Origin of the sequence: Agrobacterium sp. 22117 (assembly GCF_052045735.1) — a bacterium.
Taxonomy (GTDB): domain Bacteria; phylum Pseudomonadota; class Alphaproteobacteria; order Rhizobiales; family Rhizobiaceae; genus Agrobacterium; species Agrobacterium cavarae.
The window spans coordinates 434,265-460,229 of the sequence record NZ_JBQEPP010000001.1 but is presented as its reverse complement, the minus strand read 5'-3'; the positions used below and the strand labels follow the sequence as shown (position 1 = coordinate 460,229).

Sequence of the window (25,965 nt, the reverse complement as noted above, 5' to 3'; positions counted from 1 at the left end):
AATTGAGAAACAGGCAACAGACCTATGACCGACCAGTTGGCACTTGAAGGACCGGCACCGAAGAAGAGCTCGCCTATCCCGGCCATCGGCGCGATCGCGGTGCTGTGTCTTCTGGGTCTTGGCGGCGGCTGGTTCGTCGGCAAGATGCTCTTTGTGCCCGCCCCGCCGGCTGCGGCCGCACCGGCCCATGAGGCTCCAGCGGAAGTTGCAGCGGCCGGAGAGCATGGCGAAGCACCAAAAGCAGAGGCTCATGGCGAGCCGGCCAAGGATGGCCATGGCGCGCCCGTAGGTCCGAGCCTGGTATCGCTCGATCCGATCATCACCAATCTCGGTTATCCTGCCGAAAATTGGGTAAGGCTTGAACTTGCACTGCAATTTAATGGTCCTTCGGACCCGGCCGTGGTTCAGGAGCTCCATCAGGAGCTCATGGCCTACATCAGAACCGTGCCTCTCCAGCAAATTCAAGGCCCGCGTGGCTTTCAATATCTTAGGGATGACCTGAGAGAGATCGTTGACCTCAGGACGAAAGGGCGCGTATCCAAGGTTTTATTCAAAACCTTCGTGATAGAATGATTCGCACCCTTATCTGCCTGATTGCTTTCGCCCTGATCCCAGGGTTTGCTTTTGCGCAGCAGTCACCGGCAGATTTGTTAAATCTGCCTGTCGACGGCTCCGCCGCGGCATGGATCATTCGTACCTTCGGATTGCTGACGATCCTTTCGATCGCGCCTGGCATCCTGATCATGGTCACGAGCTTTCCCCGCTTCATCATCGCCTTTTCCATTCTTCGATCCGGTATGGGGCTTGGCACAACGCCATCCAACATGATCCTGACGAGCATGGCGATGTTCATGACGTTCTACGTGATGGCGCCAACCTTCGAGCGCTCGTGGAACGATGGCATCCAGCCGATGATGCAGAACCAGATTACCGAGGCGCAGGCAATCGAGAGGGCGGCAGAACCCTTCCGCACCTTCATGCTTGCCAATACGCGCCCAAAAGATCTTGCACTCTTTGTCGATCTTGCAAGCGAGCGCGGCCAGGAAACGATGAATGGCACGCAGCCGCAATATCGCATCCTCGTGCCGGCCTTCATGCTGTCTGAAATCCGCCGCGGCTTCGAAATCGGCTTTCTCGTCATCCTGCCCTTCCTTGTCATCGACATGGTGGTGGCAACGATCACGATGGCCATGGGTATGATGATGCTGCCCCCGACCTCGATCTCACTGCCATTCAAGATATTGTTCTTCGTGCTGATCGATGGCTGGAACCTGCTGGTCGGCTCGCTGGTGCGGTCCTTTTATTGACGCACGTCGCGCGAGGTCGAGCAGCCGCAGCAGCTTGGCCGACGCCCGCCACTCCCACTTTTTCATCTGCCCCGGCTGGCTGAGCTAGAGTCAGACAGCCCCTACCATTGATGCGCGATTGCGGCCTCTGCCAACGCGCCCGGGAAGATGGATTCCGCTCTTTCGGACAGGCGGTCTCCATAAGCTTCGTCCGGGAACGGAGCTTCCGTTACCGGGCGGAGTTGAGAAGACGAGGAGCGTTTGCGGGGGAAACCGCGACACGCCCGACCGCTCCATGGCCGTCAATGGGATGGGCTGGCTGCTACCGCCTTTGGCGGCTCGGGATCGGTGTTGATCACGATCTTCTGCGGCTTGCGGGTGGAGTCCCTGGCGTCCAGGATCTCCTTGGTAATGTAATCCATCTGCTGGATCATCACGTCGCGGACAAGCGGCTTTTCCATACGGGCGTTGATGCCGTCTTTGATCTTGGTCTTGAAGCCTGCGACATCGAACTTGCCGACCTCCTTGACGTCGAGGATCTTGTCGCCGACCAGCAGGCCGAAAAGCTCGTCCGTCATATAAGCCGTCATCGGTGCCTTGACGTCCTTCATGATGACGGAGTCGACCAGAAGCGTAGAGCGTATCAGGAAGTAGCCGGCCACCGCGCCATTGGAAAGGACAGGCAGCGTCATGAGATCGCCCTGCACATATTGCGGCGGCGGCGGCGCGTCGACCTTGTGATCATCCGCGGGGGGCTGGCCAAACTTGACGGCGGCGAAGACGCCGCCAAGGGTCATGACAAGCACCAGGACCCCTGTGGCAATCAGCTTTATCATTGCGCCTCACGAGCGAACTGTTGCAGCGAATAGGTGCCATCGTCCTCGGCATTCTTCTGCGCGTCCTTCAGCAGCTCAACGACCGCCTTGACGGCCTTCATGCTCGCTTCGACGCGGCGGGTATTGATGGCGAGCTTTTCCTTGATGTCGAGGATCTGCTGACGATGCACCTCGGCGATCTTGGGGCTTTCGACGTCGCGGATCAGCATGGTGAGTTCGTAGAGGCAACGGCTCTTATGGGCGTTCGACAGTTTGAAGTCGAAGTCAGGTTCTTTGCCGATCCTAGCGTTCTCGTTGTCGATGACCGCTTCGAGACGACCAAGCACAGCCTGAATTCTGTAGTCGTTGTTGACAATTTCCATGTTACTTCAGCGCTCCGCCTGACTCAGCTATTGGTTTTTTTGGTTTCGGTGTCGGAGAAGATGCGTCGCTGGAAGTCAGTGACCATGCTCATGGCAATCTTCTTGTCGTCTTCACTCACGGCAGAGACGGGTGCGGCATTGCGCTGGCGCTGCAGCGCCTGCGAATAGACCTGCTCGGCGATGCCGATGCCGCCCTTCTTGGACATCTCGTCGGCCATCTGCTCGGACATCATGCCTTTCCAGAACTCGCCTGCGGAGCCCTTGCCGTAAACCTCTTCGGTATCGGATGGCATCATGTTCTGGATAAACGTGTTGAGAACGCTCGCCTCGAACTTGCGGTAGGTTTCAGGGATCTTTTCGTGATGCTCCGGCCTGTGGATGTTTCCGAGGCCCGCCTTGCTCGCTGGTGTCTCGATACTGTTGATCGCGGACTCAAAGCCGGCATTGCTGGCAGTCAGGACCGAAGCTTCCCGCGTCGCGCTCACCGCGCGCAGCTTTTCACGGGCCGCGGAGACCTGCATCGGGTCGGCCGCATTGACCACATCAAGCACAAGATCGCTTGGAGGAGAAATCGCCACGTCGTCATCCTTTCCGTTTTGATCGGATGACGATAGGCGCCTAACCTTGCTGGAGGCTGGAGGCCTTCATGCTGATCTGCAGATCGATCAGTTCATAGATGCTGTTGTCGTCACGCACCCTCGCCTCGTCCTCGCGGGCGCTGTCGCGCTTGTCTTCCAGCTTCTCGCCCTTCTTGGTTTCCTTCAGAAGCTGCGTTTCCTGCGCTTCCTGGATGGATTCAAGACGGACATCACGGGCCATCAGACGGCTATGTCGCATGACGTAATGTTTCAGCATGTCCTGGTGCAGCGGATCATAGGAGGTCAGATAGCCGGACAGTGTCTCGATCTTCTCGGCAAGCTCTGCGCGCTCACGCGTGGTGATGGCAAGTTCGTTTTCGACCATCTTCGTCAGATGCCCCTGCACCTTCACCAGCCTGTCGAGTTTCTTGGATTTGGAAAGATCCGCCATCTCACTCACATGTTCGAGAAAACGAGGAAGAAGCCATTGACGAACTGGTTAATCACCGCGGCAATGCCGAAATAGAGCAGCAGCAGACCGCCGGCCAGAGCATAGGGGGTAGAGATGAAGTAAACCGGAATCTGCGGTGCGAGCTTGTTGATCAGACCGATCGCCACGTTGAACAGGAAGCCGAAGAGGATGAAGGGGCTTGCCACCCGGATCGCCACATTCATCGAGGCCACCAGCGTATCGGTCAGCGTGATCAGCATGCGCTGGGCCGAGATCGGTCCGCCGAGCGGGATCGACGAGTAGGATTCCACCAGCGCTTTGAAGATGACGTGGTGAAAATCCAGAATGAAGAGCACAAGCAACACGCCGAATGTCAGCATGGCCGCAAGCTGGCTTTCGGAGGTATCTTCCAGCACGTCCTGGGCGGGCGGGCCGGTGAAGGAAATGGCCGTACCCATAACGGTTGCGGCAAACTGCATTCCCAAGAGATAGAGATGGGCGATCAGGCCGAACATCGTGCCGATGAAAGTCTCATAGAGCATGGCCCGGAAGAAGGTTACCGTGTTGCCCTGCGTGACGGGATAGATGACATCCCAGAGCAGCGGCAAAAGAGCGATGGAAAGCGTCAGCGCAAGGAAGAGCCTGATCTGGACGGGAAGCCTGGCAGAGGAAAAGCCAGGCATCGCCATGAGGCAGGAACCGATCCGGCAGAAAGCCAGGAACAGCGCCATGATGGTTCCTTGCGGGTCAGAAATCATGAGATGGAGCCGAGGATCTTGATTTCCGTACCCTTTGCCAGTTCGACATGCGACAGCACCGGCAAGGTGCTGAAGAGTCGTTCCGTAATCATTCTTACATATGCGCGCGTTTCCGGCAGCGTGACAAGCACGAATGGCAGGCCGACATCCATGTATTCACGGATTACTTGGGTCGCCTCGTTGGAGAACTCTTCGACCTGGCGCGGATCGATATCGAATTCGATGACATCGCCCTTCGGATCGCGCTTCAGTGCCTGCTGGAAGATGACGTCCCACTTGGTGCCGAGACGCAGAACGCGCAGAACGCCGTTGTCGGAGAGGTCGCCGCAAATCTGCTGCGCCATACGGATACGGACATGCTCGACGATCTGTTCGGTCTTGCGCAGATGTGGGGCCAGTTCCGCCACGGCTTCGAGGATCAAGTGCAGGTTTCGGATGGAAACGCGCTCTGCCAGGAGAAGCTTTAAGATTGCCTGAAGGCCGGAATAGGACATGTGCGACGAGCAAATCTCGTCGGCGAGCTTCTTGTATTCCGGATCGAGCCGGTCGATCAGAACCTTGACGTCCTTGTAGGAGAGAAGCATCGGCAGGTTGTTGCGGATGACTTCGCTGACATGTGTGAGAAGTGCCGAAATGTTGTCGATCGGGTGGAAGCCTTCGCGCCGCAGATCTTCGACGAAATGTTCCAGCACCGAAACTGCCGGCATGCCGAAAGCGGGTTCTCTGACATCGTCACCTGGAACCGATGGACGTCTGCCCTTGCCGGTGATGACCAGCACTTCCCCGACGCGCAGCGTGTTGGCCGCGACCGTCGTGCCGTGGATGCGGATCTGGTAGGATTTGTCGGGAATGGCGATATCGTCGGTGACTTTGATTTCAGGCACGACGAAACCGTATTGCGCGGCAAACTTCTTGCGCATCTTGCCCACCCGGAAGCCCAGCTCCTGGTGCGCGCCAAGAAGGCGTGGCGAGACCTGTTTGCCAAGTGCGAGCTCGATTTCCGTGGTGCGCAGAACGCTCTTCACCGTCTCGCTTTCGGCCTGCGTGGCGTCAGCTGCCTTCTGGTCTTCTTCCGCACGAGCAACATCCTGTTCGCGCTGCAGCTGGCGAGGAATGAACCAGGCACCCAGTGCCAAGAGGCCGCTGAGGAACATGAAGGGAATGAAGGGCAGACCCGGAACGAGGGCAAGAATGAACATCAAGCCGGCAGCGACGGAAAGCGCCTTGGGATAGCCGCTCAACTGGTTGATGACGGCAGTATCGGTGGAGCCGAGCGTGCCACCGCGCGTGACGATAAGACCGGCCGCGAGCGAAACGATCAGCGCCGGAACCTGCGAGACGATACCATCACCGACGGAGAGCTTGACGAAAACGTCCGCCGCTTCGCTGACCGGCATGCCGTGACGGAAGACACCGATGATGATGCCGCCGCAAATGTTGATCATGGTGATGAGCAGGCCGGCGACGGCGTCGCCACGCACGAACTTCGACGCACCGTCCATCGCACCGTAGAAGGAGCTTTCTTCTTCCAGTTCGCGACGGCGAAGCTGCGCTTCCTTCTCATTGATGATGCCGGCGGACAAATCCGCATCGATCGACATCTGCTTGCCGGGGATGGCGTCCAGGGTGAAGCGCGCGCCGACTTCGGCGATACGCGTGGCACCCTTGGTGATGACGATGAAGTTCACCACGATGAGGATGAGGAAGACGATCAGACCGATGACGAAGTCGCCGGACATGACGAGGCTCGAGAAGCCGGCGATCACGCCGCCGGCGGCATCGTGGCCCTGGTGACCATGGGACAGAATCACGCGCGTCGTCGCAATGTTGAGCGCGAGACGGATCATGGTAGAGATCAGCAGGATCGTCGGGAAGGAGGAGAAGTCGAGCGGACGATGAATCCAGAGCGACACCATCAGGATCAGCACGGAGAAGGCAATCGAGAATGCCAGTCCCATATCGATGATAAAAGGCGGGATCGGCAGGAACAGGATGCACAAAATGGCAACGATGCCCGCTGCAAACCCAATGTCGCGCCCTCTGGGGGCGACTTTCGGAAGTGGCATTACGCTGGGCGGGGTAGCCATTCTAACTCCATCTCATCATGAGAACCGGCAGGACGTCCGGACCCTTTCCATCATGAAAAGGCCTTGCCGACCCGTTGGACGCAGATCAACGACCGAGGCTTAATGGGTCAAGCTTGCGCGAGAATGGAGACAGGGCGAGCAGAGGGCGCGAGACCCGACAAGGTGCAAAAGGCCCGCAATTTCCGCATTTCAATGGGCTGAAATGGATTTTTAGCTTTGGTCAACCGTCATCTTGTAATATGATCGAGTTCAATATTTGCGCCATGACCGCGTATCCGTCGACCATGAAGGGTCTTCAACGAACTAGGGCTCGTCATGGTTCTGTCGACATACAGCAGTTATCTCACCGTCAATCGAGATATGAAGGCCTCTCTCTCCAAGGTCGAGAGCCAGGCTCCGGTCAAGCGCGATACCGAATATTACGAAGCGAATATCGGTAAGGTGAAGACCGTCGACGACTTGCTCGGCGATTACCGTCTCTATTCCTATGCGATGCAGGCCTATGGCCTTGGGGAAATGACCTATGGCAAAGCCTTCATGCGCAAGGTGCTGGACAGCGATCTCAGCGACAGCAAGAGCTTTGCCAATACGCTGACCGACAAGCGCTACCTTCAAATGGCCCAGGCCTTCAACTTCAAGGGCGATGCCAAGGTGGCGCAGAGCACGGCGCAGGCCGATAGCACGACCGATGCCTACAAGGCCTCCTTCCAGACCGAAGAGACCAATATCAAGACAGAGGCTGCCTATTTCGCCTCCAAGATCGGCGCGATCACCAATGTCGACGATCTGGTCAACAACACGCGGCTTCGCACCTATGTCCTGGATTCGGCCGGTCTCGATACGACCTTCACCTCCAAGGCCTATCTGAAACAGGTTCTGACAAGCGATCTCGCCGATCCCGACAGCGTTGCCAACCAGGCGAAAAATCCTGCCTGGAAAAAGCTCACCGGGTTCTTCAATTTTAATGCGGACGGCACGGTCAACGGTCAGGCACAGACCGCCGACCAGACGGAAGATCTGAAGCTCGATTACGTTGCCAGCATGTCGACCTATCCGTCAGCCACATTGCTGGATGCCAATCAGCGCTACTGGGACAAGCATGTTCCCCAGGTCCAGAGTGCGCAGGATCTCGTCAAGGATAGCCGTCTCGTCGCCTATGTCAAAACGGCTTTCGGCCTCAATCCCACCATGCTTGCAAGCAGCGTGGCGAGCCTGATGTATAGCCAAAACTTCGCTCAGACCTACGGCAACACCAAGCTGCTCGACGCCTTCGAGTTTTCCAGCGACGGGACTCTTCCTGCCGGCACGAGCGCGCAGACGCCCGAACAGATGTCAGCGGTAGCAAAGCAGTACACAACTGAGTTCAGGAAGGACGCGGACAAGAAGATCGCGGATGCGGTCACGAATTACGAAACCCGTATCGCCAAGATGACGAAGCTGGACGACTTCTTCGTCTCCAACAAGAAAGACGACGACAAGAAGAACGACGAGGTCAGCGAAGTCTGGGACGTGGCTTTGCGCGCCTTCGGCATCAATCCGGATGAGGTCTCCAAGTCCGAACTCAAGAAAATCCTCTCAAGCGACGTGACCGACAAGAAAAGCTACGTCAACAGGCTGGACGACGACCGCTATGTCAACCTCGTCAAGGCCTTCAATTTCACCGCCGATGGGGGAACGGAAGCACCATTGACCGCGCAGTCGCAGCGCATGGTGGCCCAGGTGACTGCAGACTACAAAGCCGTAAAGCTCCGAGCTTTGACCGGTACAGCCAAGGAAAATGCGTCCAAGGCAGCGGACAAGGAAATCGCCTACTACACCTCGACGATTGCCGGGATCAAGACCGCCGATCAGTTCCTGGCGGATAGCCGGCTGACCAAATTCGTGCTGGAAGCCAATGGTCTCGACCCGAAAGAGGTCACGGCCACCGATCTGCGCAGGATGTTCAAGTCGGACCTTTCCGATCCGAAAAGCTTCGTCAACACACAGAGCAACGGCAAGTTTGCAGAAATCGTCGCGTCCTTCAATTTCAGCGCCAAGGGACAGCTGGATGCAACGGCGACCGAAGGCGTTCAACAGCGCGGCGCGATTTTGGAGACGACCAACCAGTATTTGCAGCAGACACTGGAAGTGCAGCAGGGCGAGCAGAATGACGGCGTCCGCCTGGCGCTGTATTTCAAGCGCAAGGCACCCGAAATTACGAGCCCCTACTCCATCATCAGCGACAAGGCGCTCTTCACCTTTTTCAAGACCGCCTACAATCTGCCGACTGCCATTGGCAATATCGACGTGGCCAAGCAAGCCGATCTGGTGAAGAAATACATCGATGTTGGGAAGCTCGGCGATCCGGACTATGTCGACAAGATCGTCAAACGATTTACCGCGCTTTACGATACGCAGAAGAACGGTCCGACCTCAACGTCGCTCAGCCTCCTGGGACGGTCGGCCTCCATCAGTGCGGATACGCTTCTGGCGGTCGCTCAGCTCAGAGCGGGTTGATAGGGTCCGGCTGAACTCGCGTTGCGTCAGCGTCCTCGAAAAGCGAAAGCGGCTGCGGTAGCAGCCGAAGCCACGCTCAATAATCGCTGTCGTTATCCGTGCGGCGCTGGTTGTCCGCAAGCTCCTCGTCATCGGCGACGGGAATGGCATAGGAGCCGTTCAGCCAACGGGATAGATCAAGCGACCGGCAGCGATCGGAACAGAAGGGATAATCTTCGCGGGTCGAGGGCCTGCCGCATTCGGGGCATGGCTGTGCCTTGCGAAGAGGCGTAATTTTGGGATCGGACGTCATGCTTCTCAGCCTTCCTGCCAGCCCGACGTGACTTCGAAGCCCTCGCCCGCCAGGAGTGCGGCCGTTTCGTAAAGCGGCAGTCCCACGACATTGGTGTAGGAGCCCGTCAGCTTCTGGACGAAGCAGCCGGCGATACCCTGGATAGCGTAGGCGCCAGCCTTGCCGCGCCATTGGCCGGACGCGATGTAGTTTTCAATTTCGAACTGCGACAGACGCTTGAAGCGGACCTTGGTTTCGGCCACCTTCTGACGCACCTTGCCGTTCGGCGTGATCAGGCAGATGCCCGTATAGACCCAATGGCTTCTGCCGGAGAGGAGATGGAGCGCCGCCGAAGCGTCCTCGATATATTCGGCCTTGCCAACGATCCTGCGACCGACGGCGACCACCGTATCGGAACCGAGAATATAGGCATCCCGCCAGGCCAGTTCGCCCTTGACCGCTTTGTGAGCGGCCTGTGCCTTCTGCAAAGACAGGCGGCGGCAGAGTGTGCGGGGGTGTTCGAGGCGTGCGGGTGTTTCGTCGATGTCCATCGGCATCAGGCGTGTGGGTTCGATACCCACCTGATGCAGGAGCTCAAGACGGCGTGGCGATCCGGAAGCCAGAATCAGCTTTTGTTTTGGGTCTGTCATGCTCTGCCAGCCGTCCGATCTATCGGGCGATTACTTGAAACGGTAGGTGATGCGGCCTTTGGTGAGGTCGTAAGGGGTCATTTCGACCAGGACCTTGTCGCCAGCGAGAACGCGGATACGGTTCTTGCGCATGCGTCCCGCCGTGTGAGCAATGATCTCATGCTCGTTTTCCAGCTTCACACGGAACGTCGCATTGGGCAGGAGTTCGGTCACGACGCCCGGGAATTCAAGGACTTCTTCTTTTGTCATATAGGTTTGTTTCTTCCTGTTGATGATGCCAGGCGTAAAGTGCCCGGGAAAATTGCGCGGAAACTACACAATCGCCGCACATTTGTGAACCTAAATTGTCGTCCGCTTTAAAGCGTTTCCGAAAATGGCTGCGCGCGTTGCGGCAGGCGCTCGGAAATGAGCTTTTTCAGGTGATCGCGAACCTCGCGATAGGCTTCCAGCCTCTGTTCTCTGGAGCCCGTTTCCACCGTCGGATCCATGGTCGGCCAATAGACGACGTCAAGCGCGTTATACCGCGTCAACTCGAGTGCGGCGTGATGGGCCTCTGGCGTCAAGGTAATGATCAGATCGAAGAAGTCGTCCTCGATCTCATCCATGGTGCGCGGTTTGTGCTTGCCAAGCGTCAGGCCGGCTTCGTCCAGAACCGCATCGACAAAGGGGTCGCGATCGCCTGCCCTGACGCCAGCGGACTGGATATAGATGCCGGGAGCGACGATCTGCTTGGCGATGACCTCTGCCATGGGAGAACGGATGGAGTTCATGCCGCACATGAATAATATGGCGCGCGGGGCCTTGTCTTTCAAGTCTGGAGCGGCCGGACCTTCCATGCCTAGCCTCGCCAATAAAGGACACAGACGAGGGTAAAGAGGCGGCGTGCGGTATCGAAGTCCATCTTGATCTTGCCCGAAAGACGATCCATCAGCGTTTGCGATCCATCATTGTGGATACCGCGCCTGCCCATATCGATCGCCTCGATCTGGCTGGGCGTCGAAGACCGGATCGCTTCGTAGTAGCTCTCGCAGATCAGGAAATAATCCTTGATGATGCGGCGGAAGGGCGTGAGCGACAGAATGTGCGTGGCCACATCTGTCCCCTCCTCCGTGGTGATGGAGAAGACGAGCTTTGCATCCACCAGCGAGATGTTCAGCCGGTACGGTCCGCCCACATGCCCAATGGGCTCAAAGCTGTTTTCCTCGATCAGATCGAAGATCGCGACAGCGCGCTCATGCTCCACATCAGGCGTGGATCGACCGATACTCTCATCCAGCACCACGTCGCAGAGTCTGAAGTCGCCTGCCGCCATCTGCTACCCTTCCGGATTGAGGCGAATGCCGACGGATCGCGCATGCGCATCGAGCCCTTCGGAATTGGCAAGCATGATGGCAGCGGGTGCAAGCTGACGCAGCTGATCTGGGCCTAGCCTCAGGATCGACGTGCGCTTGACGAAATCGAGCACTGACAGACCAGACGAGAAGCGTGCCGAGCGGGCGGTGGGCAAGACGTGGTTCGATCCTCCGACATAGTCGCCAATCACTTCAGGCGTATGGCGGCCAACGAAGATGGCGCCCGCATTGCGAACACCCGCCATCAGCGCATCGGGGTCATCGACGGCAAGTTCCAGGTGTTCAGCGGCGATGCGGTTGGCAAGCGGGATCGAGGCGGCAAGATCATCCACCAGGATAATCGCGCCGAAATCGCGCCAGCTGGCGGTGGCGGTCTGCGAACGGGAAAGCTGCTTCAATTGGCGCTCGACAGCCTTTTCGACAGCGCGGCCCAGCTCCGCATCATCGGTGATCAAAATGGATTGAGCGCCCGAATCATGTTCAGCCTGGGCCAGAAGATCGGCCGCGAGCCAATCCGGATCGTTGTGTCTGTCGGCAATCACCAAGACTTCGGAGGGTCCGGCAATCATGTCGATGCCGACCGTCCCAAACACATGGCGCTTGGCCGCAGCCACATAGGCGTTGCCCGGTCCGACGATCTTGGCGACGGGTGCAATGGTCTGAGTGCCGTAGGCAAGCGCTGCGATGGCCTGTGCACCACCGATGCGGTAGATTTCCTCAACGCCTGCGACGCGCGCTGCAGCCAGTACCGCCGGATTGATCTTGCCGGCATTGGCCGGAACGACCATGACGATGCGTTCGACGCCTGCGACCTTGGCCGGAACGGCGTTCATCAGCACCGAGCTTGGATAGCTTGCCGTGCCGCCTGGAACGTAAAGACCGACAGCCTCGATCGCTGTCCATCTGGAACCGAGGCCGACCCCGATATCGTCTTCGTAGATATCGTCTTTCGGCATCTGACGCGCGTGGTGCTTTTCGATACGCTGGGCTCCAAACTTCAAAGCATCGAGAACGGCAGGATCGACTTCGGCAAGGGCGGCGTCGATTTCCGCTTCCGTGACACGCATCGAGATTTTAGAGAAATCCAGGCCGTCGAACTTGATCGAGTAATGGGCCAACGCCTCATCGCCACGCTTTCGAACATCCTCAATGATGTCACGAACGACGGCGTTCACATCTTCCGAAACCTCGCGCTTCGTCGTGAGGAACGCGGCGAAAGCCTGTTCGAAATCAGAAGAGGATTGCTCCAGCCAGATTGCCACTTCACGTCACCCTTTTCGAGAGCCTCGCGATGCGTGCGAGGCAAAATTCTCTGCAGCCCCAACGATGAGACGGCACATGGGTATGTGGCATAAATCGAAACATGCGGGCAAGGCAATTCCCTGCCCGCTTCGTCAGCTCAAGATTTAGTCTGCCGGATGGAAGGGGCGGGAGTCGGTTTCCCATGCACCGCTGAGATCCGTCAGTTGGGCCTCGATGCATTCCACATCGAGCGCGATCGCGCCGCCGCCGGAAAGCGTCAGCTCAATCGTTCCATCGGGACCCTCTCCCTTCTGGATGAAGCGGATGGCGAGGAGGGAATGAACCTGCTCCTTGTCGGTGCGGTTTATGCCGCTGGAGCGGACCGCCGACACGCGTTTGAGAACCAGGGCAGAGCGGCAGCGTTCTGGTGGATGGTTCTTTTTGGCGCCGTGTTCCCAGACGAACCGGTTGGCTGAGAGAACGAACTGGCCGGGCCGAGGTTCGAAGGACACGTCTTTCAACTTGAAGACGCTGTCCTGCATGTGGGTAGAAATGATGGCAAGGTCTTCGCCATCCAGCGCCATGAGTTTAAGGCCGCTCATCGTCTCTTGGTCCTCATCTCGCGGACAGGTCCGCTATCTCGCGTTCAACATGTGTGAAACACGACGCGTGCCGCACGCGGCATTTGCGTCGTCGTTCAAGTGGTTGATCTGGAGATAGGCAGTCGGGGCCGGTTCTTCAACGGACAAGGCCCCCTCATCGAGAATCGGCGATGAACGATCAATCGCTGACGCGCTCGACTTTCGCGCCGCAGCGGTTCAGCTTCTCTTCGAGACGCTCAAAGCCGCGATCCAGGTGATAGACGCGCGACACCATGGTTTCGCCCTCAGCCACCAGTCCGGCAATGACCAGCGAGACGGAGGCGCGAAGGTCGGTCGCCATCACAGGCGCGCCGCGCAAGCGGGAGACGCCTTCGATGCGGGCCATCTGGCCTGACAGAGAAATCTTGGCGCCAAGGCGGGCAAGTTCCTGAACGTGCATGAAGCGGTTTTCAAAGATGGTTTCGGTGATGTGCGAAACGCCATCGGCACGCGTCATCAGCGCCATGAACTGCGCCTGCAAGTCCGTCGGGAAACCGGGGAAGGGTTCGGTAACGACATCGACCGGGCGGATGCCATTGCCGTTGCGCACGACGCGCAGGCCGCTCTCTGTTTCCGTGATGGTTGCGCCGGCAAGCCGCAACGTATCGATGGCGTTGTCCAGCAGCGATGCGCGCGTGCCTTCCAGAAGAACGTCGCCACCCGTCATCGCAACCGCCATGGCATAGGTGCCTGTTTCGATACGATCTGGAAGGACCCGGTGACGGGCGCCGGAGAGCGACGTCACACCTTCAATGGTTATGGTGGAGGTGCCGGCACCTTCGATCTTCGCGCCCATGGCAGTCAGGCACTGGGCAAGGTCAACAACTTCGGGCTCACGAGCCGCGTTGTGAATGATCGTCGTGCCGCGGGCGAGCGTTGCCGCCATCAGCATCACATGCGTTGCGCCAACGGAGACTTTCGGGAAGGTATAGGTGGCGCCGATCAGACCGCCGGCGGGCGCTGTCGCGTTGATGTAACCGCCATCGATTTCCATGGTGGCGCCAAGCGCCTCCAGTCCTTCGATGAAGAGGTCGACGGGACGTGTGCCGATGGCGCAGCCGCCGGGCAGCGAAACGCGCGCCCTGCCCTCACGGGCAAGAAGCGGGCCGATGACCCAGAAGCTTGCACGCATCTTGGAGACCAGCTCGTATGGAGCGGTCGTATCGACGATCGTCCGGCAGGTGAAATGCACGGTGCGGGAATAGCTTTCGCCTTGGCTTTCACGACGGCCATTGACGGAAATGTCGACGCCGTGGTTGCCGAGAATGCGGATCAGCTGTTCGACGTCTGCCAGATGCGGCACGTTTTCCAGCGTCAGCGTATCGCTGGTCATCAGCGATGCGATCATCAGCGGCAGTGCTGCATTCTTGGCGCCGGAAATCGGGATGATGCCGTTCAGCTCGTTCCCACCTGTGATTCTGATGCGATCCATTCGTCCCTTACGAGCTTTGCGCTCGCCTTTCCTTGGTGCCGTCGAGGCATGTGTTGGTGCCGGCCTGCCGACAAACGGCAGCACAGCTGAAAAAGAGTTGATGCCGCCCACTCAGACAAGAGTCGACGCGAAAGATGAAACCCCTGTCCGTTTCAATTTCCCCGGTCTGTTCTTGTCAGCACGATTCGTTCGTTTTTGCGGCAGGAAGTCCGATTGTATCGTCTTCGTTACCTGCACGGCGGGCGCGCAACTGCTGTTTGCGGCGAGCAAGGTTTTCACGCAGCTTCTTTGCAGCCCGCGCCTTGCGCTCCGCCTCTCGCTGCTTTGCCTTTTCGCCGGGTCCAGTTTGCCCGGATGCCAGCGGCTTTTGCAGGGTTTCATCGTGATCATCGTCCATAAGCGGTGTCATAAACGAATTTCGCGCGGTCCAACAGTGTCCGTCGCTTTTTTCAGAAAGGTATGGTGAAGTCGCACTTTGATGCTTGCGCTCATCAAAAACCTATGGCAATAGGCGCCCACTTGATGTCGAGGCAGCGCTTCGACGACAGATGCTGCGGTAGCTCAGTGGTAGAGCACTCCCTTGGTAAGGGAGAGGTCGAGAGTTCAATCCTCTTTCGCAGCACCATTTGTTTCTCCCACTATAAAGATTTTTTCGCTCGGTTGCTGGTGGCGCGCGACCGTCGTTATGCTTTGGGCTTAACTGGATTGCCGAAAAGATCGACGGGTTCAGGCTGTGGAGAACCTCCACTCTTGTGGGCCGAGAGGCGACCGCTAAACGATCGTAGGCTGTTCGAGCGTCCTGCCCAGAGTGCGAGCTCGACTTTCTCTCCTGCCTTGATATCGCGGTCTGCGATGAAATAGCCGCGATGGTCAGGAGCGGTTTCGTGCCCAGCTTTTTCGTTTTCAAACAAACAAACATCTCCAGGCTTTGCGTTGTAAGCCATTCAGCGTCTTCCCTTTCAATTTGAGCCACGGCTTCGGGTGATGGATGTATATGGTGGACGAGGAACGCTGAGGCTAGGCTAAGCTGGTGTGACGCGGGCTCAATACGCCCGCAGGAACCCCGGTGGCCGAAGTCTCGTCATCGCGTGCCTTGGCGGTTCGATACGAGATTCACGCGCCCATCCTCGCAGAGACGAGCGCAACCCAGGAATCCTCGAAAGCCTTCCTTCCATAGCCTGAACATGACGCGACGCGCACTTGAAAGCTAATGCAGCCATCATCACATGAACGTAGAGAGAACATTCATAGGAGCAGTCATAATGACATCTGGTGAAAAACAGCTTTCACGAAGTGCAATCCGCTCGTTGTCGGCGATCCACCAGTATCGTTATCAACGGCGTTCGGGTCGGGTGTGGCTGGTTGGTGACAAGCGCATCTCGACTTCAACCGTCGCTAGCCTTGAAAGAGAAGCCTTTGTGCGAGAAATCGCTTCGAATGGCGCGCCTCGCCTTGTTCTGACTGACGAAGGCAAGCGCTTTATCGCTTATGGCGGCGGTATGCAGGGGCGATCACCTACATGACAGAATGGGGACCGACCCATTCCTGCTGAAGTTATCGCTGTGGTACGAGAGGGACGATATGCGTTATCGATCTAAAAGCAAGATGAGCAGTCCCGCCTCACAACTCTTGGAAACGCACCGCCTCCTCCTGAAACGGAAGCCTCAACGAACACGCAGCCTTCAGCGTCCGAAACTGCAGCGCTGCCCCATCACACGATAGAAACGCCAATCGAGACACCAACGAACGCAGTCGCTTGGACCAGATCAGAATCCCGACTGGATGCGGGAGAACACCAGATTGGTGAAGAGGGAGATCTGTGCACCAACAAACGGCGCTGAAAAGGCGATGGCCACCATGACGGCGATGATCTTCGGTACGAAAGTCAGCGTCATTTCCTGAATCTGGGTCAGGGCCTGCACGAATGCGATGATAATGCCGACTGTCATTGCGGCAAGAACCGCAGGACCCGATGCGATGAGCACGGTCCATATCGCATTTTGCATGATATCGAGAGCGTCTGCCTCGTTCATCTCGGTCCGCTCGTCTCATTCGGCTAAAGGATGCCGAACCTGAAACGGTGGGCATGGCCGCATGATGCGACCATCAAAGATGCTATATGATTCGACAGAAGGCGTTAAGACGCCGTCTGCGAGATTTTGATGCCTTGGCCGATTGCAATCGTCGAGCCGGCAACGGTGGTAGCGGAGAGGCCCTCGGCGGTGACTTCCACCGACTTCACGACACCGCTGGTCTGGCCGTCTGCGCTGGTAATCGTCTTGCCGATATAGGAAGACGCGTTCGACAGCGACGATGCAGAGATCAGGCTTTCCAGATTGGTATTCATCTTGATCGACTGCTCGACCTGCGAGAAGGTTGCCAACTGGGCGACCTGCGCACTTGGATCCATTGGATTCGTCGGATCCTGGTTCTTCATCTGCGTGATCAAGAGCTTGAGGAAGTTGTCGTAATCCAGCGACGCCTTTTTGGAGTCGGTTTTCGATGCAGAGGTCGTCTGTGTCGATGTGGCACTCGCTACAGCGTCTACCATGGTGCGATTTCCCTTCGCAATTCGTTGACAACGGCCGGCGTGATTTCATGGCTGTTGAGAATGGTCTCTTCCTTGGCGTAAAGACCACGGATGGTCTTCAGTGCATCGAAGGGACGGCCCGACGAGACGGTGGCGTCGATGCGCTTCAGCTCAGAACGGATTTCTTCGTTCTTGAAGGTCGCAAGCAGCATGGTGATCGACTTGCGGAAGAGTGTCAGGGACTGCTCCTTGCCTTCCGGATTGATCAACATCATCTGTACGATGAAGTACAGCTGCCGCAGAGGTGTCGTCGTATCCTCAAGCTGCAACACATGGTTCTCAAGGAGAAATGTCACATCATTGAGGAATTCCAGGGAAACCTTCCTGTCGACGCGAAGAACGGCGCCGTTGATGAAGATCTTTTCCCCAGACTTCAAGGAAATCCGCAGTGTACTTTTCATTTAAGTCCATCCTTGATGATGGTTGTCACGTCAATAATGCCTTGGTAGTTCGTCGAATTACGCTTGCGTATCTGCTCGCATTCTTTGAGAATCCAGATGGCGATGGAAATGAGGTTGGCTTTGAGTTCAACCGGCAGTTCATTTTCTGGCTGCTGGAGATCATCTACGAAGCGTGTCCAGACCCGCCTGGTGTAGAAAATCGCCTCGATCCCGTCCTTGCCATATTTTTCCTGTCGCTTGGCGACCTCCAGGAGTTCGATAGATCGCTCAAGGACCTGTCTCTCCCTGTTGCGGGCAATATGGGGGTCATCCTCCATGATCTCCGCATATGAAAACTGGAACATTTATCTTTCCTTCATGGCCCGATGTGCCGCCCGTCATCGGCGGAATTATTCCTGCTAGATGAAATTGACGAGGCTAAGCCCCTGAATCTTCGATGTAATCGTATATGACGTCTCGACCTGGTTCAGAAGGGTCGTAAGGCGGGTCGACGCCTCGTAGGTGTCGATGCCGACAAGACCGGTCAGCTGGGTATCGATGATCGTCTTCTGCGCGCTCATATAGGTATTCGCCTTCTCCACTCGCTCCTGGGACAAGCCGATTTTTGCGCGCTGGGTATCAATGTTGGAGATGGCGGAACCCGCGAGCTTCGTCGTGGCGTCGTTGACCACCGAAAGCGCGTCGGGGCCGAGACCGGCATCGACCAGCTGCGAGGAAATGACCGTCGCCAGGACAAGGTTCTTGAACCCGGATTCATTGGCGCTGGCGGATGTCGAGACGGTCTCCGAGGTGCTGATCCGGCTGCTCATGGCCGTATCGGAAGCGTTCGTCCAGGACGGCCAGTCGAAATTATCCTGGTAGTTCTGCAGGAAGGATGCAACGTCGCTGGCAGAGGCCGTCGATGGGTCTGGAAAGGCAGTGTCGAAAGCCGACTTGAAGTTGCTCGTGATGTTGCCGATGAACCCATCATCCAGCGTCTGCGCGTCGGTGTTGATGCCCGAAAACAGAAACTCGCCGTTGACTGCGGTGTTCGCGTAGCTCGTGAAGTTTTCCAGCACCGACATCGCGGTCGTCTTCGCCACACCGAGGCTGCTTGCGTCGGTATTGCCGCTGAGCGCGATGACCGAATTTAGCAGAGTCTGGGCGGAATCCGACATGTTCTTCATCGCCAGCTGCGAAGCATCCATGCGCTGCTCGGCCACGGAGTTCGAGTCGACGATGGACTGAAGGCGTTTGCTTTCACGCGTGTAGTCCAGGCTCGTCGAGGTCCGCGTGCCAAGTTCCACGCCGACATCGGAATAGGTACCGGTGACGGCTTCCTTCTGCAACTTGCTGATTTCAGCCTGCGCATTGGACACCGTCAAATGCATGGCCGTGCTAACGCTTTGGGATGAGATCGAGGTGGTTTTCATATCAGTTCGCCGTCGCCAACAGTGTCTTCAGAAGTTCATCGACCGTCGTCATCAGCTTCGCCGCAGCCTTGTAGGACTGCTCGATGTCGAGAAGCTGAATCAACTCCTCATCAAGATTGACGCCGGTCGCGTTCGAGTAGGCCTCTTTCGATTTCGTCAGCATCGCAGAGGTACTATCCGCCGCCGACGTGGCGTTGCTGCGATACTCTTCAGCAAAGCCGACCGAATCCGTCGCAAAGCTTAGCAACGTCGTATTTCTCGAAATGCCTGCCGCCGGATCGAATTCGATCGGCGTGTTCATTGCGGTCGCATATTTGTACAGGACGTTGGAATAACCGCTCGATCCGTCCACGTTCGGGCTGACGCCCGCAATGTCGCCATCGCGCAGCTTCGTCGGGATCGTAACCGCATCGGCTGAAACAGAGATCAGGCCGGCAAGACCCGGGATTTTCTGTGGTGTTTCGAAATCGACGGTCGAGCCGTCACGGGTGGTGAACAGGCCGGCAACCGGATTTCCACTCCCATCCTGTTCGGCAAACGTCCCCATAAGGCCGCGGGCGATTTCGTCAAGCTGTGCCTGATAGGTTGGATAGACTTCGTCACGCAGCTGCAGAAGTGCCGGAAGGCTACCCTTCGCCGTGGTGTTGCTGCCAGAGCCGGTCTTGACCATCACGCCGTCGATGAAAATCCCGGAACCCGTCGTATCCGCATCATAAGCGGCGCGGGACTCGAAGGAAATTTTTCTTGGCGTCGTTTCGAAAAGGGTGGTGCCGTCCGTCGTGTAGATGGCGACATCATTGCCCGGACGGGTCGCGGTGGAAATGCCGATGATCCCGGATATTTCCTTGAGCAGGCCTTCACGCTTATCGAGCGCGTTGTTCGGGTCGCGTCCAACCTGGGTCGCATATTTGACCTGATCGTTGGCGTCGCCGAAATCCTTCAGCAACTGGTTTAGCCGCGTGATTGTCGAATCGATTTCGCTGTCGGCATCCACCCGCAACTGTTGAACAGCCTTGGTGGAGGTGTTCAACGCATTGGTCGTATCGGTAGCGGCACTGACGACAGCAGAGGCCAGCGTGATGTCCGTTGGCGATGCGGCGTAGGTATTCAGGGCATTCTGCAGGGATGCGAGATAGGTGGACGGGGCCGCGGTGTATTCCTCACCGCCCATCACCACGCTCAGCGACTTCATACCTGCCAGGAACTTCTGCTTGCCCGCATCATCGGAAGCGGCGGAAAGATACTGCTTCAAAAGAGCGCTATCTTCGGCACGCTCGATCTTGACGGTAATTGCTCCCGTCAGCGTATTGACCGTGGTGACAGCGGCGCGGCGGTTATAGTCGCTTGAGCTTGCGTTCGAAATGTTATTCGAAACGACGGCACTTGAGAGTGACGTGTTACCCAGAGTGGCCTTAGCCGTGTTAAGTGTCGTACTGAGCGCCATTCACCCGTCTCCAGAAACCGTTATCGTGCCAGATTGATGAGGACGTCCATCATATCGGAGCCTGTTTGGAAGACTTTCGAGTTGGCGGTGTAGCTGCGCTGCGCCTGGATCATTTCCGTCAGTTCGTTGGCGATATCGACGTTCGACTGTTCCAGCTGCTTGGACGCAATGGAGCCGTAGCCTGTCTGACCGGCGAAGCCCAAGGTGACCACGCCCGATTCGGCGGTCGTCTGGAACGCGTTACCGGAGAGAACCTTCAGATTGTCCGGGCTTGCCACATCGGCCAGCGGCACACGATAAAGCGGACGCGGCGAGGACTTGGCGTAGGTCGCGTAGACCGTGCCGTCAGCCGTAATAGAGATCGACTGAACCGCTTCAGCCGCGTTACCGTTCACGCCACCCTTAGAGATGGTCGACTTGTCTGCACCAAGCTGAGACATTCCCGAAAGATCGAATGTCACGTCCATGTCGTTGACGCCATCGGCGAGGGTGATCGTCGGAGGATCGTTTTCCAGCTTTCCAGCATCATACGTCAATGTCTCGGTCAGCAGCGCTGGCTGAGTGTACGGGAAGCCACCCGGATCTGTCGCGAACTTGGAGTCATAGACGGTAACGTCCCACTCGTTGTCGCCCGTCTTCGTAAAGTAGAAGTCGTACTTGACCGAATTGCCGAGCGGATCGTACCCCGTCACGGACGTCTTCAATGTACTGATCTGGTCGACAACCACCGAGGTGTTGTTCGCGCTGGGGCGGTTGCCAGCAGCCACAATCGGCGCGGACGAGGACAAGTTGCCCGTCAAGGAACCAAGCGTTGAGGCGGTCGCCTGCATGCCGTCGGCAGACGCATTGACAGGCACGAGACCGTCATAGCTGTTGACGACGGTGGTTGGCGTGGTGCCATCATATTTGTAGCCCAAGAGCTTGAAGCCGGAGGCATTGACGAGGAAGCCGTCGTCGTCAGGCACGAACTGGCCTGCCCGGGTCAGGAAGACGTTGCCGCTCGGGTCCTCGACCACGAAGAAGCCATCGCCCTGGATGGCGATATCGGTCGGCGATTGTGTCGACTGCAACGGTCCGTTCTGCGTGATGGAGTAATTGACCTTCGTCATCACGCCGCCGGAATTATAGTTGCCGCCGTTCGCGCCCAGAACGAGCGTCGAAAAGGAGGTCGATGCGCTCTTGTAGCCAGTGGTGCTGGCGTTGGCGATGTTATCACCGACGGTCCCGAGCTTGTTTGCCTGAGCGCCCATGCCGGATACAGCAGTTTTCATCGTTCCAAAAAGGCTCATGTCGAATCCTCTATTCCTGTTCCTGATGACGTTAGGATGCGGGCCTTGCGTGAGGCTGTCTGTTTTCTCCACCACGGAAAATTTCAGCGCGGTTGGGGGACATGGAGACGTAGCGAAGCCCAGAAACGAAAAAGACCGGCGCGGGCCGGTCTTCGAGAATGATGTTGCTGAAATGAATAAACAAAAATCGCGGGCGTTTTGAACCCGCGATGCCGTTCAGGACCAGTCGATGCAGTATCCGAGGAACCGCTTGGAGTCGATTGGATCGAAGCCGAGCTTCTTGCGCAGCTTCTTGCGAAGCTTGCTGATGTGGCTTTCCACCACGTTTTCTTCGACTTCCTCGTCGAAGATGCCGTAGATCGCGTTGAAGATCTGCGCCTTGGAAACGCGACGACCGCGGTTCGCGATTAAATATTCCAGGATACGTCGTTCACGACGCGGCAGTGGGAAGACCTCGCCCGTCACTTCCGGATCGCGACCATCGGAGAAAACCCGGATGGGACCGACATCGGTAAATTGCGTGATGACGTTGAGCCTGCGGCGAATTGCTGCCGCCCGTGCCAGGATCTCACGTGGATGTACTGGCTTGCGGACGACATCGTCGACGCCGCAATCGAACAAGGCCAGTGTTGCATCGAGAGAATGCTGATCGCTGACCGCAATGACAGGTGCCTGGGAACGATCACGGATCGTTCTTGGCAGTTCATACGTTGTATCCGCCTGACCAATCAAAAATGCTTCAATCGCAGCGATGTCCGAATCCGCTGCGGTGTTCACCCATTCTCCAAATTCTGCTGGATCAAATCCAGTCGAGGGTATCCCCTCTCGTCCAAACAGGGCTGTATACCCTTCCTTAACGAGCTTGCGCTCATCAACTACCACGATCATTCGTCCGCCTCCGAATCAGTGTAGCTCACCTACGTCCTAGGGTGTACGAATCGGGCGAATCTCTCACAATTACAGGAAAACACAGGTAATTATTAATAGTTGATTAACCATACTGTGCCGATTTGGACTATATCTAGTATGCGTTAACCAAAAATGGGATATTTTTTCATGGGATAAACCTGTGGAAGATAATAGGGGGATTGACTCACCTAATTTGGCCCATTCTTGCCGCAATTCGAAAACGGGCAAAAATGAAACTCGGTGATGCAACTTAGGATTGGTTAAGCCTGGCAAAATTTGCGAGCGTTGGCGGTCCATTGACCGTAGCCCGTTGCGACCAGATTGCTGATGACCCGGCAGACATAGCGCTGTTGCGCGGGGTCATTATTGGGGCCGGCATGGTATCTTGCGACCGCCATCGTCCAGGTCTCATGCCGATCGTGGAGCTGCTTCAGGAAGCGCGCAGCATAGGCGACGTTCTTCGCAGGCTCGAACATCTCGCCAATCGACCTGAACTCCGCCCCATGAAAATAGACGTTGATCTGCATGCATCCGACATCGATCAACTTCGCGCCACGTGCCCGCGCTTCCTCTACCAGACGATAGGCTTCCGCCCTGCTTTCCGGAAAAAAAGCCTTGCCTTCGATGTTGATCGCATAGGGGCTGAGCGAGCCTTTGCGTCCCGTTTCCGTCAGCCCCACCGAATATAATATTCCTTCGGGAATACTATACTGGCCAGCGGCATCATGAATCTGCCGCTCGCATTCGACCGCTGCGGTAGGCTGGGAAGCCTCACAGGTAAACGTGGTCAGGACGAGCGCTGGTATCGCGAGGAAGTGTTTCAGGCTGAACCGAAATATCATTGCCATTGACCTCTTCGGGCGCGCTCTGGCGCGTCTGCCGATAGAATTGCTCCTGCGATCGATCGTCGTTGCCACGCTGGCCCTGCTGTGCGCCTTGCTGGTTCAGATCGTTCGGCTGGCGATTGGTGTTGCTGTTGGTGTTATCCTGACGGTCGGATGTGGAGGAAAGCGAAACGGTCACCTGGTCAACGCTGAAGCCCTGCGACTTCAGGGCATCCAGAATGGCAGAGCTGTCTTTCTGCAGCTCGGCATAGCCTTTCAGCGTATGGGCCGTCAGGTGAACGCTCAACTCATCGCCAACCAGCTTCATGGCGGCCGTCACATGACCGAGTTCGACCGGGCTCATCTGAATCTTGAGCGTGTGAACGACCTGCCCGGTGGACGTCACCAGAGGCGCTCCGCTGGTCTTGGCCGCCATTGCGGTTGCCCAATCCGGGTCGGTTGCCATCGACGCCGTCACGTTGGCGGCATTCGAGGTGGGCGAGAGAGCAAGATAGCGCCTGCTGTCAAGGACCTGCACCACATCGACGTTCGGAGCAGAGGATAGGGATGCATCGACCTTCAGCGACCCATCCTCATGCGATGCGATTTGGAGATCGATCGCCGGGGCATCCCCCTTGGAAAGCCTTACCACGGTCGTGGGCATGGCCAGATCGTCTTCGGATGGTGGAGCCACGGAAAGCAAGGCAGCGCCATCAGCAGGCTTGGCCTTTGCCTCGGCATGCACCGGCACCACAGGCTGCTCCTTTGGCGCGGTTGTGGCTGCGAGAAGCGACATCAGGTCGGCACTCGTGCTGGCAACGTTGGTCAGATCTGCATCGTCTGCAGGTTTGTCGCTGTCCGTATCGTCCTTGTCGCCTTCAACCGGCACTTCACTCGTGTTCGTGGCCTTCGTCAACGTCTCGATGAATTTGACCAGATCTGCAAGTGACGTAGCAGGCTCCTCGGTCTCGGTCGGGGCTTCCGCGCCGACGGGGGCAACAGGCGCAGTTTGAACGCTCACGCTCGTATCGACGAGCTTCAGCAGTAGAGCAGGTTTGCTCTGCGCCGCCTCATCGACAACCTCGCCTTCAGCGGGTGGTTGCTTGTCGTCGACGCTTGTGGAACGGGCTGGCGCAGCATCCTGAGATTTATCGGCAGGGCGATCGCTGACCGTTTGCTTCGTATCGGTCGACGCGGCGCTGGACGGTGTGCTCTGGGCCTTATCGCTATCTTGCGCCTTGGAATCGGCGTTGGCACTGTTCGCCGTTGCAGGTTGCCGCGCAGTGCGGTCACCCGCAGCGCCAAGCGCATCCGAGAAGCCCGATCCGCCTTGTTTGGAGGATCCACCACGGTCCCGACCATTTGTGACCTTTACGGCCTCGGCGTGGCTCGGCACCAAGTTGCTCAGGACGTTCATATTATCCCCCTTCCTGCTTCAGCATGGAGTCGATCTCGTTCAATCGAGCGCGGTTCTTGTCGAAAAATGTCTTTAGCGGCGCCGCATCGGCTGCCTGAGACGCAGCCTCCTCGGTCTTTCCGGCGGGCGCAGGAGCCCTGATACCCTCGGTCGCAGGGCCGCTACTGCTCGAAACAGTCGTCGCGGCTGCTATAGACGGCGGCTGCATAATCTGTTCCGCAATGGTTTTTGCCGCGTTGCGTAGCGCGAGGTCACGCGGCGAAAGTTCCGATTCCGGGATGCTCGCCAGCTTTTCCTGTGCGGCCAGAACATCCTGTCCTGATATGTCGGACAGCCCCGAATAGAGCTTGGAGAGAGGCTCACGGGTGGTGTCACCCGTGTCCTCAGCAATTCCATTGGCTTTCTCTGCCGCGAACTGGGCAAGCTCCATCTTGCCTTGCAGGGATGCTTGCCGCGCGATGCGCAGATAGATTTCCTGCGCTCTCTCCGCATCCATCAATTCGGCGATCTCACCAATGTCCTTGGTCGTCACCGGGCCAAAGCTATCGATGGCGAGGCTGACAAAGAGATCGGCAAACTGCGACGCATAGGGTGAATGCAGAAATCGGACGGCGTATTTGCGCGCGTAAACCATCCCCTTGTCGGGCTGTTTCAACTGCATCGTCGCCATGATGGAGCGGCGCAGTGCGGCTTCCTCGATGATCGTGCCTGGCGCGCTCAACCGGGCATCGTCGAAGAATGGCAGGGCTGCAGCCGGGTCTTTGGTATAGGCGATATTGCCCGCAATCAGCATGAGGTAAGGCCCCAGGCGATTGTTGCGATATTCCGGAATGAGGTCGGAGACGACCTTGTCCACCAGGCCGCCACGACCGCTCAGATATTTTTGCAGGACGTTGACCACGCGTGAATCGAAGTATCCTTGCACGTCCTTGGCGACGAGATAGTTCAGCGTCGCGGGATTTCCGCCACTCATGATGTAGATCAGCGCCGCGTCAGCGTTCTTCGTGTCGGAAAAGACCGACATGTCCGAGGTGCGCAACGTGGTGTCGAAAGCGCTCAGCAGAAATTTCTGCATGTCGCGCGCGGAATGATCGCCCATGACGACCGAATCCTGCACGAACTGCAGAGACCGCAAGATCTTGGCGGGCGGCAGGTCGCTCTGGGCCTCGGCCTGGCCAGCCGCCAGCAGCCAGGACACCCCCATCAACAATCCAGCAATATGAGTGGCTCTCATCAT

At 57.4% G+C, this 25,965-nt stretch carries 31 protein-coding genes and 1 tRNA gene; 5 read left to right on the top strand and 27 right to left on the bottom strand.

Annotated features, from left to right (window positions below):
• The first annotated feature begins 24 nt into the window (after positions 1-24).
• Together ACTJKV_RS02205 and fliP are read left to right on the top strand one after the other, a co-directional pair.
• On the top strand, positions 25-573 hold the full coding sequence (locus ACTJKV_RS02205) for a flagellar basal body-associated FliL family protein (protein ID WP_062599333.1): 549 nt from the start codon (positions 25-27) through the stop codon (positions 571-573).
• On the top strand, positions 570-1,307 hold the full coding sequence (fliP, locus tag ACTJKV_RS02200) for a flagellar type III secretion system pore protein FliP (RefSeq protein ID WP_062438746.1): 738 nt from the start codon (positions 570-572) through the stop codon (positions 1,305-1,307). The genes ACTJKV_RS02205 and fliP overlap by 4 nt, the downstream gene beginning before the upstream one ends.
• Before the next feature lie 281 nt (positions 1,308-1,588).
• Here fliP and ACTJKV_RS02195 read toward each other — a convergent pair whose 3' ends face one another.
• The 6 genes from ACTJKV_RS02195 to flhA are packed head-to-tail and all read right to left on the bottom strand — an operon-like array spanning position 1,589 to position 6,358.
• Complete coding sequence (locus ACTJKV_RS02195) at positions 1,589-2,122, bottom strand: hypothetical protein (RefSeq protein ID WP_440598422.1); 534 nt, start codon at positions 2,120-2,122, stop codon at positions 1,589-1,591.
• Positions 2,119-2,484 carry a hypothetical protein gene (locus ACTJKV_RS02190; RefSeq protein WP_062426057.1) on the bottom strand — a complete coding sequence of 122 codons (366 nt, stop codon included), beginning with the start codon at positions 2,482-2,484 and terminating at the stop codon, positions 2,119-2,121. Before ACTJKV_RS02190 ends, ACTJKV_RS02195 begins: the two co-directional genes overlap by 4 nt.
• Before the next feature lie 23 nt (positions 2,485-2,507).
• Positions 2,508-3,062 (bottom strand): rod-binding protein, encoded by a 555-nt coding sequence (locus ACTJKV_RS02185; protein ID WP_274100881.1) that lies wholly within the window; start codon positions 3,060-3,062, stop codon positions 2,508-2,510.
• A 40-nt stretch (positions 3,063-3,102) separates the two neighbouring features.
• Positions 3,103-3,513, bottom strand: a complete 411-nt coding sequence (locus ACTJKV_RS02180) for a hypothetical protein (RefSeq protein ID WP_082447257.1) — start codon at positions 3,511-3,513, stop codon at positions 3,103-3,105.
• Between the two features lie 5 nt (positions 3,514-3,518).
• Complete coding sequence (gene fliR / locus ACTJKV_RS02175; protein WP_062599331.1) at positions 3,519-4,271, bottom strand: flagellar biosynthetic protein FliR; 753 nt, start codon at positions 4,269-4,271, stop codon at positions 3,519-3,521.
• The gene (flhA, locus tag ACTJKV_RS02170) at positions 4,268-6,358 is read right to left on the bottom strand and encodes a flagellar biosynthesis protein FlhA (RefSeq protein WP_062426061.1); all 2,091 of its coding nucleotides are present in this window, start codon (positions 6,356-6,358) and stop codon (positions 4,268-4,270) included. Before flhA ends, fliR begins: the two co-directional genes overlap by 4 nt.
• A 315-nt stretch (positions 6,359-6,673) precedes the next feature.
• Between flhA and ACTJKV_RS02165 the strand changes: the two genes are divergently transcribed.
• Entirely contained in the window at positions 6,674-8,854 is a 2,181-nt protein-coding gene (locus tag ACTJKV_RS02165; RefSeq protein WP_144621706.1) for a DUF1217 domain-containing protein, read from the top strand.
• Positions 8,855-8,930: 76 nt separating this feature from the next.
• Here ACTJKV_RS02165 and yacG read toward each other — a convergent pair whose 3' ends face one another.
• The 9 genes from yacG to ACTJKV_RS02120 form a co-directional block, all read right to left on the bottom strand.
• Complete coding sequence (gene yacG, locus ACTJKV_RS02160) at positions 8,931-9,146, bottom strand: DNA gyrase inhibitor YacG (protein WP_144621707.1); 216 nt, start codon at positions 9,144-9,146, stop codon at positions 8,931-8,933.
• Between the two features lie 5 nt (positions 9,147-9,151).
• Positions 9,152-9,775 (bottom strand): Maf-like protein, encoded by a 624-nt coding sequence (locus ACTJKV_RS02155; protein WP_062426064.1) that lies wholly within the window; start codon positions 9,773-9,775, stop codon positions 9,152-9,154.
• Positions 9,776-9,805: 30 nt separating this feature from the next.
• Positions 9,806-10,024, bottom strand: coding sequence for a translation initiation factor IF-1 (gene infA, locus ACTJKV_RS02150; RefSeq protein WP_027673809.1), 219 nt, complete (start codon positions 10,022-10,024; stop codon positions 9,806-9,808).
• A gap of 107 nt (positions 10,025-10,131) precedes the next feature.
• The gene (locus ACTJKV_RS02145; RefSeq protein WP_062426065.1) at positions 10,132-10,611 is read right to left on the bottom strand and encodes an arsenate-mycothiol transferase ArsC; all 480 of its coding nucleotides are present in this window, start codon (positions 10,609-10,611) and stop codon (positions 10,132-10,134) included.
• A gap of 2 nt (positions 10,612-10,613) precedes the next feature.
• Positions 10,614-11,087 (bottom strand): UPF0262 family protein, encoded by a 474-nt coding sequence (locus ACTJKV_RS02140; RefSeq protein ID WP_062426066.1) that lies wholly within the window; start codon positions 11,085-11,087, stop codon positions 10,614-10,616.
• A 3-nt stretch (positions 11,088-11,090) separates the two neighbouring features.
• A complete protein-coding gene (gene hisD / locus ACTJKV_RS02135) occupies positions 11,091-12,389 on the bottom strand; it encodes a histidinol dehydrogenase (RefSeq protein WP_274100883.1) in 1,299 nt (432 codons plus the stop codon).
• A 144-nt stretch (positions 12,390-12,533) separates the two neighbouring features.
• A complete protein-coding gene (locus ACTJKV_RS02130; protein ID WP_274100884.1) occupies positions 12,534-12,971 on the bottom strand; it encodes a DUF2948 family protein in 438 nt (145 codons plus the stop codon).
• A 178-nt stretch (positions 12,972-13,149) separates the two neighbouring features.
• Positions 13,150-14,442 carry a UDP-N-acetylglucosamine 1-carboxyvinyltransferase gene (gene murA, locus ACTJKV_RS02125; RefSeq protein ID WP_062599324.1) on the bottom strand — a complete coding sequence of 431 codons (1,293 nt, stop codon included), beginning with the start codon at positions 14,440-14,442 and terminating at the stop codon, positions 13,150-13,152.
• A 175-nt stretch (positions 14,443-14,617) separates the two neighbouring features.
• Positions 14,618-14,839 (bottom strand): hypothetical protein, encoded by a 222-nt coding sequence (locus tag ACTJKV_RS02120; RefSeq protein WP_274100885.1) that lies wholly within the window; start codon positions 14,837-14,839, stop codon positions 14,618-14,620.
• 153 nt (positions 14,840-14,992) lie between these two features.
• Between ACTJKV_RS02120 and ACTJKV_RS02115 the strand changes: the two genes are divergently transcribed.
• Positions 14,993-15,067 (top strand) — tRNA-Thr (locus tag ACTJKV_RS02115).
• Between the two features lie 58 nt (positions 15,068-15,125).
• Here the strand turns inward: ACTJKV_RS02115 and ACTJKV_RS02110 are convergent.
• Positions 15,126-15,386 (bottom strand): hypothetical protein, encoded by a 261-nt coding sequence (locus tag ACTJKV_RS02110; RefSeq protein ID WP_274100886.1) that lies wholly within the window; start codon positions 15,384-15,386, stop codon positions 15,126-15,128.
• Between the two features lie 318 nt (positions 15,387-15,704).
• Here ACTJKV_RS02110 and ACTJKV_RS02105 point away from each other — a divergent pair, with 318 nt between their 5' ends.
• Positions 15,705-15,965, top strand: coding sequence for a hypothetical protein (locus ACTJKV_RS02105; protein WP_274100887.1), 261 nt, complete (start codon positions 15,705-15,707; stop codon positions 15,963-15,965).
• A gap of 243 nt (positions 15,966-16,208) precedes the next feature.
• On the opposite strand, the gene fliQ is transcribed toward ACTJKV_RS02105, so the two are convergent.
• The 11 genes from fliQ to ACTJKV_RS02050 all read right to left on the bottom strand — a co-directional run bounded on the left by fliQ (position 16,209) and on the right by ACTJKV_RS02050 (position 25,965).
• The gene (gene fliQ / locus ACTJKV_RS02100; protein WP_062426073.1) at positions 16,209-16,475 is read right to left on the bottom strand and encodes a flagellar biosynthesis protein FliQ; all 267 of its coding nucleotides are present in this window, start codon (positions 16,473-16,475) and stop codon (positions 16,209-16,211) included.
• 104 nt (positions 16,476-16,579) lie between these two features.
• The gene (flgD, locus tag ACTJKV_RS02095) at positions 16,580-16,993 is read right to left on the bottom strand and encodes a flagellar hook assembly protein FlgD (protein ID WP_062426074.1); all 414 of its coding nucleotides are present in this window, start codon (positions 16,991-16,993) and stop codon (positions 16,580-16,582) included.
• Positions 16,987-17,433, bottom strand: a complete 447-nt coding sequence (flbT, locus tag ACTJKV_RS02090; RefSeq protein ID WP_062426075.1) for a flagellar biosynthesis repressor FlbT — start codon at positions 17,431-17,433, stop codon at positions 16,987-16,989. The genes flgD and flbT overlap by 7 nt, the downstream gene beginning before the upstream one ends.
• Positions 17,430-17,777, bottom strand: a complete 348-nt coding sequence (gene flaF / locus ACTJKV_RS02085; RefSeq protein ID WP_062426076.1) for a flagellar biosynthesis regulator FlaF — start codon at positions 17,775-17,777, stop codon at positions 17,430-17,432. The genes flbT and flaF overlap by 4 nt, the downstream gene beginning before the upstream one ends.
• Positions 17,778-17,831: 54 nt before the next feature.
• Complete coding sequence (locus tag ACTJKV_RS02080; RefSeq protein ID WP_274100888.1) at positions 17,832-18,845, bottom strand: flagellar hook-associated family protein; 1,014 nt, start codon at positions 18,843-18,845, stop codon at positions 17,832-17,834.
• 1 nt (position 18,846) lies between these two features.
• Complete coding sequence (flgK, locus tag ACTJKV_RS02075) at positions 18,847-20,289, bottom strand: flagellar hook-associated protein FlgK (RefSeq protein ID WP_274100889.1); 1,443 nt, start codon at positions 20,287-20,289, stop codon at positions 18,847-18,849.
• Positions 20,290-20,309: 20 nt separating this feature from the next.
• Positions 20,310-21,578 carry a flagellar hook protein FlgE gene (locus ACTJKV_RS02070; RefSeq protein WP_062599320.1) on the bottom strand — a complete coding sequence of 423 codons (1,269 nt, stop codon included), beginning with the start codon at positions 21,576-21,578 and terminating at the stop codon, positions 20,310-20,312.
• 216 nt (positions 21,579-21,794) lie between these two features.
• Entirely contained in the window at positions 21,795-22,466 is a 672-nt protein-coding gene (locus tag ACTJKV_RS02065; RefSeq protein WP_062426080.1) for a response regulator transcription factor, read from the bottom strand.
• Positions 22,467-22,747: 281 nt separating this feature from the next.
• Positions 22,748-23,329: a transglycosylase SLT domain-containing protein gene (locus tag ACTJKV_RS02060; RefSeq protein ID WP_112955827.1), complete on the bottom strand. Its 582-nt coding sequence runs from the start codon at positions 23,327-23,329 to the stop codon at positions 22,748-22,750.
• The gene (locus ACTJKV_RS02055; RefSeq protein ID WP_274100890.1) at positions 23,259-24,728 is read right to left on the bottom strand and encodes a flagellar hook-length control protein FliK; all 1,470 of its coding nucleotides are present in this window, start codon (positions 24,726-24,728) and stop codon (positions 23,259-23,261) included. The genes ACTJKV_RS02060 and ACTJKV_RS02055 overlap by 71 nt, the downstream gene beginning before the upstream one ends.
• Before the next feature lies 1 nt (position 24,729).
• Positions 24,730-25,965 (bottom strand): chemotaxis protein, encoded by a 1,236-nt coding sequence (locus ACTJKV_RS02050; protein WP_274100891.1) that lies wholly within the window; start codon positions 25,963-25,965, stop codon positions 24,730-24,732.

Bases quoted from the DNA above. Each gene is read 5' to 3' on its own strand.
- ACTJKV_RS02205 (WP_062599333.1), top strand. From the start codon at position 25: ATGACCGACCAGTTGGCACTTGAAGGACCGGCACCGAAGAAGAGCTCG.
- fliP (WP_062438746.1), top strand. From the start codon at position 570: ATGATTCGCACCCTTATCTGCCTGATTGCTTTCGCCCTGATCCCAGGG.
- ACTJKV_RS02195 (WP_440598422.1), bottom strand. From the start codon at position 2,122: ATGATAAAGCTGATTGCCACAGGGGTCCTGGTGCTTGTCATGACCCTT.
- ACTJKV_RS02190 (WP_062426057.1), bottom strand. From the start codon at position 2,484: ATGGAAATTGTCAACAACGACTACAGAATTCAGGCTGTGCTTGGTCGT.
- ACTJKV_RS02180 (WP_082447257.1), bottom strand. From the start codon at position 3,513: ATGGCGGATCTTTCCAAATCCAAGAAACTCGACAGGCTGGTGAAGGTG.
- fliR (WP_062599331.1), bottom strand. From the start codon at position 4,271: ATGATTTCTGACCCGCAAGGAACCATCATGGCGCTGTTCCTGGCTTTC.
- flhA (WP_062426061.1), bottom strand. From the start codon at position 6,358: ATGGCTACCCCGCCCAGCGTAATGCCACTTCCGAAAGTCGCCCCCAGA.
- ACTJKV_RS02165 (WP_144621706.1), top strand. From the start codon at position 6,674: ATGGTTCTGTCGACATACAGCAGTTATCTCACCGTCAATCGAGATATG.
- yacG (WP_144621707.1), bottom strand. From the start codon at position 9,146: ATGACGTCCGATCCCAAAATTACGCCTCTTCGCAAGGCACAGCCATGC.
- ACTJKV_RS02155 (WP_062426064.1), bottom strand. From the start codon at position 9,775: ATGACAGACCCAAAACAAAAGCTGATTCTGGCTTCCGGATCGCCACGC.
- infA (WP_027673809.1), bottom strand. From the start codon at position 10,024: ATGACAAAAGAAGAAGTCCTTGAATTCCCGGGCGTCGTGACCGAACTC.
- ACTJKV_RS02145 (WP_062426065.1), bottom strand. From the start codon at position 10,611: ATGGAAGGTCCGGCCGCTCCAGACTTGAAAGACAAGGCCCCGCGCGCC.
- ACTJKV_RS02140 (WP_062426066.1), bottom strand. From the start codon at position 11,087: ATGGCGGCAGGCGACTTCAGACTCTGCGACGTGGTGCTGGATGAGAGT.
- ACTJKV_RS02130 (WP_274100884.1), bottom strand. From the start codon at position 12,971: ATGAGCGGCCTTAAACTCATGGCGCTGGATGGCGAAGACCTTGCCATC.
- murA (WP_062599324.1), bottom strand. From the start codon at position 14,442: ATGGATCGCATCAGAATCACAGGTGGGAACGAGCTGAACGGCATCATC.
- ACTJKV_RS02120 (WP_274100885.1), bottom strand. From the start codon at position 14,839: ATGGACGATGATCACGATGAAACCCTGCAAAAGCCGCTGGCATCCGGG.
- ACTJKV_RS02110 (WP_274100886.1), bottom strand. From the start codon at position 15,386: ATGGCTTACAACGCAAAGCCTGGAGATGTTTGTTTGTTTGAAAACGAA.
- ACTJKV_RS02105 (WP_274100887.1), top strand. From the start codon at position 15,705: ATGACATCTGGTGAAAAACAGCTTTCACGAAGTGCAATCCGCTCGTTG.
- fliQ (WP_062426073.1), bottom strand. From the start codon at position 16,475: ATGAACGAGGCAGACGCTCTCGATATCATGCAAAATGCGATATGGACC.
- flgD (WP_062426074.1), bottom strand. From the start codon at position 16,993: ATGGTAGACGCTGTAGCGAGTGCCACATCGACACAGACGACCTCTGCA.
- flbT (WP_062426075.1), bottom strand. From the start codon at position 17,433: ATGAAAAGTACACTGCGGATTTCCTTGAAGTCTGGGGAAAAGATCTTC.
- flaF (WP_062426076.1), bottom strand. From the start codon at position 17,777: ATGTTCCAGTTTTCATATGCGGAGATCATGGAGGATGACCCCCATATT.
- ACTJKV_RS02080 (WP_274100888.1), bottom strand. From the start codon at position 18,845: ATGAAAACCACCTCGATCTCATCCCAAAGCGTTAGCACGGCCATGCAT.
- flgK (WP_274100889.1), bottom strand. From the start codon at position 20,289: ATGGCGCTCAGTACGACACTTAACACGGCTAAGGCCACTCTGGGTAAC.
- ACTJKV_RS02070 (WP_062599320.1), bottom strand. From the start codon at position 21,578: ATGAGCCTTTTTGGAACGATGAAAACTGCTGTATCCGGCATGGGCGCT.
- ACTJKV_RS02065 (WP_062426080.1), bottom strand. From the start codon at position 22,466: ATGATCGTGGTAGTTGATGAGCGCAAGCTCGTTAAGGAAGGGTATACA.
- ACTJKV_RS02060 (WP_112955827.1), bottom strand. From the start codon at position 23,329: ATGATATTTCGGTTCAGCCTGAAACACTTCCTCGCGATACCAGCGCTC.
- ACTJKV_RS02055 (WP_274100890.1), bottom strand. From the start codon at position 24,728: ATGAACGTCCTGAGCAACTTGGTGCCGAGCCACGCCGAGGCCGTAAAG.
- ACTJKV_RS02050 (WP_274100891.1), bottom strand. From the start codon at position 25,965: ATGATGAGAGCCACTCATATTGCTGGATTGTTGATGGGGGTGTCCTGG.